We start from the raw sequence: 6,678 nt of genomic DNA, 5'->3' as shown, positions 1-6,678 counted from the left end.
GCGAAAGCGTTTCCGTTTTTTAGTATACTTTTAATAACACGATGTCAATGGTTTCAAAGAAATCTAGACATTAACACACTTAAATCATTACTTCCTTATTTTTTAAAAAAAGTATTTGTAAAACAAAATAATTAAATTTAAAAGTTTTTAAAAACACAAAATTTTCATTTTTATAGTAAACTAAATTGCTTATTTATGTAAATCAAATTTGCTTATTTATGGAAATTGAATCTGCTTATTTATGGAAATTATTATCAAGTTTTACTATAAAATGAATTCAGGTTTATAAAAAAATGAAACTAAAAAATTATTGAACACGACTTATTGAGGAAAAAATAAAAGAAAAATTACGAATAACTGGTGGTGTTCATATCATGGGTCCAAAATACTGTGGGAAAACTACAACCGCTAAGCTTTTCTGTGAGTCTTACTATAATTTAACTAATTCAAACTATTTGCAATTGCTTGATAGTAATTCCGTTGAAATTTTTGGTAATAGTTATCCTGTTTTAATTGATGAATGGCAAATGTTACCTAAAGTTTGAGATCAAATTAAAATTAGAATCGATAATGAATCGAAAAACGGAATGTATCTTTTAACAGGTAGTGCCTCGCCAATAAACAAAAAGCAAATATACCATTCAGGAGCTGGACGAATAGTAACTATAAAAATGCGTCCAATGTCTCTTTATGAATCTGGCGAATCATTAAATTTGATTTCTTTTAAAAAACTATTTAATCAAACCAAAATAAAACCATTTTTGCATGAAAATACTAATTTTAATATTTTAGATACATTTTTTTTGATGTGTCGTGGGGGATGACCTGAAATTGTTTTTGTCAAAAATAGAAGTGATGCATTAAGTAAGATGCAAGATTATTTTTCAGCACTTTTAGATTTTGGCAATCTGGAAGGAAGTAAATACAAAAAAATTAACGTCAGAGTGTTATCTAAGATAATTAAAAGTTTTTCACGTAACGTTTCTACAGAAGCATCAATTAAAACGATATTGAACGATATTGTTGATAATTTAAACGAAAAAATTTCTGAAAAAACGCTTTTAAAATATATTGCAGTTTTAAAAGATATTTTTTTGCTTGAAGAACTCGAAGCATGAAATCCTAACTATCGTTCTAAAACAATTTTTAGAACATCACCTACACATCATTTTGTTGATACCTCGATCGCTTGTGCGGCCTTAAACTTAACCCCAGAAAAACTTATTCATGATTTTAATACAGCTGGGTTTTTGTTTGAGGATTTTGTTATTAGAGATTTGAGAATTTATGCTGATTATTTAAACGGAAATATTTATAAGTATCGTGAGGAGCATGGCCTTGAATGCGATGCAGTAATGAGCTTAAAAAAGGGTGATTTAGCACTCATACAAATTAAGATAGGCAGCTCTGAACAAATAAATTTAGCAGCAAAATCCTTACTAAAAATTCAACAGAAAATGATTAAAGACAATGCTGTTAATGCAAATTTTGTGAAACCCAAATTTTTGATGGTAATTACAGCAACCGGAAATGCGTATGTTCGTGATGATGGAATTATTGTTACACCACTTAATATGCTAGGAGTTTAAAAAATATAAATTCTTTTACTATTTTTGAAAACCATAAACGTATTTTTGCTTGAAAAAATAGTTTTTTAAGTATGTAATTTACTTAATAGTTTTGGTTATTGTAAGGTGAATATGAGTAATTAATAATTTTGATTTTCAGATTATATAAAATTTGAATTCAAAATTGAACATAACAAAATAGTCTTGATGGATTTTATAAATTTTATGGTCATTGGGTAATGGCCCTATAATTCCGGAGTAAAATCCAGGTAAAAAATCTTTTTAAATTAAACTTTTTAAAAAATAAAAGATTGTTTGGAAAACATATATCCAATCATAAAATTAGGTTCTTCTGGAACTAGAGTGGATTATATTGACTAATTATATATAAGCACTTTTATTCGCATATCAGTGGTGCATTAGCAATTGCTATTTATATAGAGGTAAATTAAGTGGTGCAATAGAAGCTGATATTTACCTTAATTAAACTTTAATGATTATCTTGAGTCTTTCTTCAATTTCATAATAGGATTTGTTCATAAAGCTTCGCTCTTTCAGATATAGCTTGTTTCTTAAATTCTTTATATGGTTTAAATTCAAGGTTGCTTCTTTTTATAAAATTTAAAAAACCTGGATTGTTTTTATATTTGTCTTCGTTTAAAGATTGAGCTAAAATATTTTGCCCAAAATAACCTTTTACTTTTTTTTCATATGGATCGTCACCGTGAGAAGCGTTAATACTCTTTGGCAATAGAAGTAAATCCCCAATTCAATTTCGGACATTTTTGAAATCAGCATCATTATCGAATTCATCTCTGTGTTCTTCAAAGTGACTATTCCAGATATGTTCTATCTCAATTTTAGGCTTATCTAATAGATAATCTGACTCGTTTGACTCTTTGGCAACTATTTCAGTAATCAGAGCTAGTAGAACTTTTACTTTGGTTTGATTTTGCTGATTTAATGTAGGTGGGTTTTCTAACTTCAACGAGTCAATTAAAGGGTCTTCGTTTAATGTTTTTTTTAAATTATCTATAGACATTCTGCGAATAATTTTACATAATCCATAAATAGAAGATTCTAAAGAACTTTGAGAAATCATCATGTGATTTCACACGCGTCAAGTTAAGAGTTTAGTTAAATATTTAGAAACTATTTGTATTTTTTGCTCAACTACTTCGTCAGAGTCATGAAAGTCAATTGAAGCAATGATTAGGGCAGTTTGCAAAGTAAATCCATAATCTTCATTTACTATTAAATATAAGTATTTTTTTGAATCTCGATTATCAGATAGCAACTTATTGATTTTTACATATTGTTCGCCATAATATGAAATTTTTTCTAGAAATTTTAATTAATCTGTAGAACTTTTTAATCCCAGTATATCATCCTTTCCGTGGTCACTAACTCAACGATGAAATTCGTTTCCTATTTTTACAAAATCTGATGTTTTTTCTTTCGATTGTGAAAAATCTTCAGCATGATGACATCGCAAATACACCTTAAAAAATTCAAACACTGCTTTCGATTTCGATTTTAATTTAATACTATTCAAACTTTTTATTAGTAAATCAAAAATATTAATCGCATGTTGTCTTTCCCCTTTTTCTATATTTGATAGTAAATAACTTCTTAGCATTTCAACTGAGGTCAAATTTACTCCTCTGTCATTCATAGTTTCAAAAATGATATAAGCAAATTCATCACTATTGGTTCATACTTTTGAAAATAAAATTTTTTCTTTTATTCAATATGCAAAATTAGCTATATTTTTTTCATCAATTTTTTCATTTCAGCATTCTTCAATGTATTTATATATGTCTACGATGTTTTTAATATATTCTTCGTCTTGTTCGGTTACCTCATAATCTCCTTTTTGAAAAAGTCCTTGCATACAGTTGGTTCGAGATTTAATATCTAAATTAAAATTTCTGGTTCCATAATAATCAGAATAAATAAGTTCTTGTATATAAGATTTTGGAAACTTTCCAACATTTCCGAATTTTTGCAATATGTAGATTAGTAATAACGTGAGAGTAGTAATTCGCTGCTGCCCGTCAATAATCAGTTCATTATTTCCGGATTGTGTTGATAGTATGATTTCACCCATAAAGTATGGGTCGTAATTTATGACGTCTTCTGTTTTGTGATTTTCGTTCCAATTTTTCAAAAAAGCATTAGATAAATCATTAATCAAATCTTCTAAATGCTTCTTTTCTCAAACATATCCACGTTGATAATAATCCACGCTAAATTTTTCTTTAAATAACGCAGATAGCGTAAAAGTCCGGCTTTCAACTGTTTTGTTTTGCATTATATTTTCTCCTTGTTTAGCATTCTAATTCTAACATTTTTTAGTTTGTACCATTATATGCTGATGGATATTAACTTTATAAAAACACAGGGGACAAGAGTTTAAAATTCTTCCCCCTATTTTTTTATAAAACCATGAATTTTAATATTTAATAGTTTTTTTAAACTATTTATTAAAAGGTGGTAGCCCTAAAATTTCGGAGTTTAATTATTATTATTTTACTACAGCAGTTAATAATGTCTTATCAATGTAATTTAAACGGTATTCAACAGGGGATTGATAATCGCCAAATTTTCTTATCATTCGGATATTGTTAAAATAATAAATATAACTAGAAATTACTTTTTTTAGATTTTTAATATTTCTGATTTCATGCTCATATCCGTAAAAAACCTCATTTTTTAGTCTGCCAAAAAAAGTTCTCAACGATTGCATTATCTCCAGATCGTTCTTTTCGAGACATACTTTGTAAAATTTTGTATTTTTTAATTAAATCCATATATTTATTACTACAATATTGACTTCCTTGGTCAGAATGAATGATTGCATTTTTCATTTTATCCACTCCAATTTTTTGAACAGCAATTTCAACCATTTTACAAACCATCTTGGCATCTGGAGATGTAGAAATTGTATGTGATACAACTTCACCATTAAATAAATCTATTAATGGTGAAAAATACAGTTTTTGATTGCCTATAAAGAACATGGTAATATCTGTAGCAAAAACTTTATAAGGCTCCGTTACATTGAAATTCGCTTTTCAATAAATTTTTCCAGTTGTGTAATTAATGATAGGAGTTAATAAACGATTAGGAATTGTTTGCCGAGGGCCACCTTCATAGCTACTATAATGTCGTTTAATTTTTTTATGCTTCAATTCCATTTCTTGAATTAGTTCCAGCACTTTATTTTTGCCAATGTTCTTGGCTTCTTTTCAATACTTAAAATTTTGAATCTTATAGTAATTTCTGGTTTTTAAATCCGTAATAGATTTGTTTATAATGTCCGTAATTGGCTTGTAGCCAATGGTTTTCTTTGATTTTTTATGAATGATTTGAATAATTTTTCGTAAATCACTATACTTGTCTGGTTTGCTTGTGGCTTTTACATTATCATAGTAGGTGGATTCAGGTATACCAATAATGTTAATTAGTAACTGAATTGGAAAACGGTCAGACAATTATTTTACTGAACTAGCCTTTTCAGTATTTTTAATCTTTTTAATATCGATTTCACGATTTTTGATAATACGGTCGTAATAACGAATTAAAATTTCTAATTTTTGATTTTCCTTTTGTTGTTTTTCAAACTTTTCTTTTCAGTATTCGGCATCTTGTTTTTCTGGCTCAACCGGTTTTTCTTCAGTATTTTTAGTCTTTATTGTATCTAAAAGACACTCTGTAGTGATTATTGATATACCTTTATTCAATTTATCAAGTAAATTAGCGTTTAAATCGGTCTTATTCATTGGGAATTTTTGAGTTCCTTTGGTTTTTATATTTGTTTTGAAACCATTATAACCAAATTTTTGAAACTTTTTTACTCATACAGCAATCCTAGTTTTATCAATTCGGTATTTTCCTGATAATTACCATACAGATTTGCCTTTTAAAACCTGTTTGATAATTTGTAATTTAAATTTTGGTGTGCAGTATGTTTTAATATCAGTACAATCAAAAGCATTATTTCCGTGATAATTCCACATATTAAGAAAATCATTAACTCTCGTTACTGATATTTTCAATTTTTTTGCTACATTTTTTACAGACTTACCCGATGTTTTCATTGCAACAATAGTAATTCTTTGTTTTAGTGATAGTTTCATATAAACGGTCCTTTAATCTGGATTTTACTCCGGAATTATAGGGCCATTACCCTCTGATCAAGGGATTCAATACACTAGTAATGAATACATGTCATTTTTAAAAGACAATGGGTTCATTCAAAGTATGTCCCGAAGAGGAAAAACGGTTGATAATATCATTCCCGAAACTTATTTTTCAAGAATGAAACGAGAAATGTGACACGGAATGAGAAATAAGTATGAATCAGTAGATGCTGTATACAATGCTTTTGAAGATTACCGAGAATATTTTACCTTTAAACGCATTATGTTATCACTTGGAGGAACAACTCCTCATAGGTACAAAAATGATTACTTTTGTAAAAAAGCAATGTTGTAATTTAAAATTAACTTAATTAGTCCAATATTATTGGGCCACCATCCTTACCGATTTTCAATTACAATTTTACGGTAATGGATCTGGTATTAACTCTCCGTCTAAATCTTCTTCCTATAATTCAGAATATGACTTTGCTTCGATTAACATGAAGTTAATAAGCTGTAATTCGGCAGATGCTCCACAATTATGAAGAAATTATATAACAACATTAGATATTGGCGATACTGGAAAAACTCAATCCGAAAGTAAAAATCCTTTGCTTAATACTGGGGATGGAATAATATATCGGTATGATGAGCAAAAGAGTTATCAGTCAAATGAAAACAGTTTTGTATTCAATGATTTTGATTTAAAAGTTGCTTGGTTATCGTTTATTTCTAATGAACTAATTTAAGTCAAAAACAACAAATTTTTATTAGAAAAGCTTTTTTAAAACCGGAGGATATTCTCACAAAGGATAGTGTTTATATGTTAATTTTTAACTTTAAACTTAACATTAAAATTTAACATTTAAAAGAAACGGTAAGTGGTAATTTAAGTGTACGAAACGCGGTAGTAATGAAATAAGTGTGTTAAATTGGCATCGTGTTAAAATTCAAATAATTAATTA

The 6,678-nt window shown here is 27.9% G+C and carries 9 protein-coding genes; 3 read left to right on the top strand and 6 right to left on the bottom strand.

What is annotated here, in order from left to right:
* The first annotated feature begins 293 nt into the window (after positions 1–293).
* The gene (locus tag T384_RS07365; RefSeq protein ID WP_036499440.1) at positions 294–1,589 is read left to right on the top strand and encodes an ATP-binding protein; all 1,296 of its coding nucleotides are present in this window, start codon (positions 294–296) and stop codon (positions 1,587–1,589) included.
* A gap of 469 nt (positions 1,590–2,058) precedes the next feature.
* Here T384_RS07365 and T384_RS07505 read toward each other — a convergent pair whose 3' ends face one another.
* From T384_RS07505 to T384_RS0105770, 6 genes are all read right to left on the bottom strand, one after another.
* On the bottom strand, positions 2,059–2,796 hold the full coding sequence (locus tag T384_RS07505) for a GmrSD restriction endonuclease domain-containing protein (protein ID WP_211247140.1): 738 nt from the start codon (positions 2,794–2,796) through the stop codon (positions 2,059–2,061).
* A gap of 126 nt (positions 2,797–2,922) precedes the next feature.
* Positions 2,923–3,882 (bottom strand): DUF262 domain-containing protein, encoded by a 960-nt coding sequence (locus T384_RS07500; RefSeq protein WP_211247139.1) that lies wholly within the window; start codon positions 3,880–3,882, stop codon positions 2,923–2,925.
* Between the two features lie 213 nt (positions 3,883–4,095).
* Positions 4,096–4,317, bottom strand: coding sequence for an IS3 family transposase (locus tag T384_RS07670; RefSeq protein ID WP_084266161.1), 222 nt, complete (start codon positions 4,315–4,317; stop codon positions 4,096–4,098).
* Entirely contained in the window at positions 4,238–5,065 is an 828-nt protein-coding gene (locus T384_RS0105780) for an IS3 family transposase (RefSeq protein WP_027120203.1), read from the bottom strand. Before T384_RS0105780 ends, T384_RS07670 begins: the two co-directional genes overlap by 80 nt.
* Entirely contained in the window at positions 5,066–5,353 is a 288-nt protein-coding gene (locus T384_RS0105775) for a hypothetical protein (RefSeq protein WP_027120202.1), read from the bottom strand.
* A gap of 120 nt (positions 5,354–5,473) precedes the next feature.
* The gene (locus T384_RS0105770) at positions 5,474–5,710 is read right to left on the bottom strand and encodes a hypothetical protein (protein ID WP_027120201.1); all 237 of its coding nucleotides are present in this window, start codon (positions 5,708–5,710) and stop codon (positions 5,474–5,476) included.
* A gap of 88 nt (positions 5,711–5,798) precedes the next feature.
* On the opposite strand from T384_RS0105770, the gene T384_RS06815 reads away from it, so the two are divergent.
* Both T384_RS06815 and T384_RS0105760 read left to right on the top strand, forming a co-directional pair.
* Positions 5,799–6,068, top strand: coding sequence for an IS3 family transposase (locus T384_RS06815; protein ID WP_052663615.1), 270 nt, complete (start codon positions 5,799–5,801; stop codon positions 6,066–6,068).
* 145 nt (positions 6,069–6,213) lie between these two features.
* Complete coding sequence (locus T384_RS0105760; RefSeq protein ID WP_027120200.1) at positions 6,214–6,462, top strand: hypothetical protein; 249 nt, start codon at positions 6,214–6,216, stop codon at positions 6,460–6,462.
* The last annotated feature ends 216 nt before the right edge of the window (positions 6,463–6,678 follow it).

Source organism: Mycoplasma testudinis ATCC 43263 (genome assembly GCF_000687795.1).
GTDB lineage: Bacteria > Bacillota_I > Bacilli_A > Mycoplasmatales > Mycoplasmoidaceae > Mycoplasmoides > Mycoplasmoides testudinis.
Note: the sequence above shows the minus strand (reverse complement) of the source record. Positions and strands in the feature narration are given on the sequence as shown.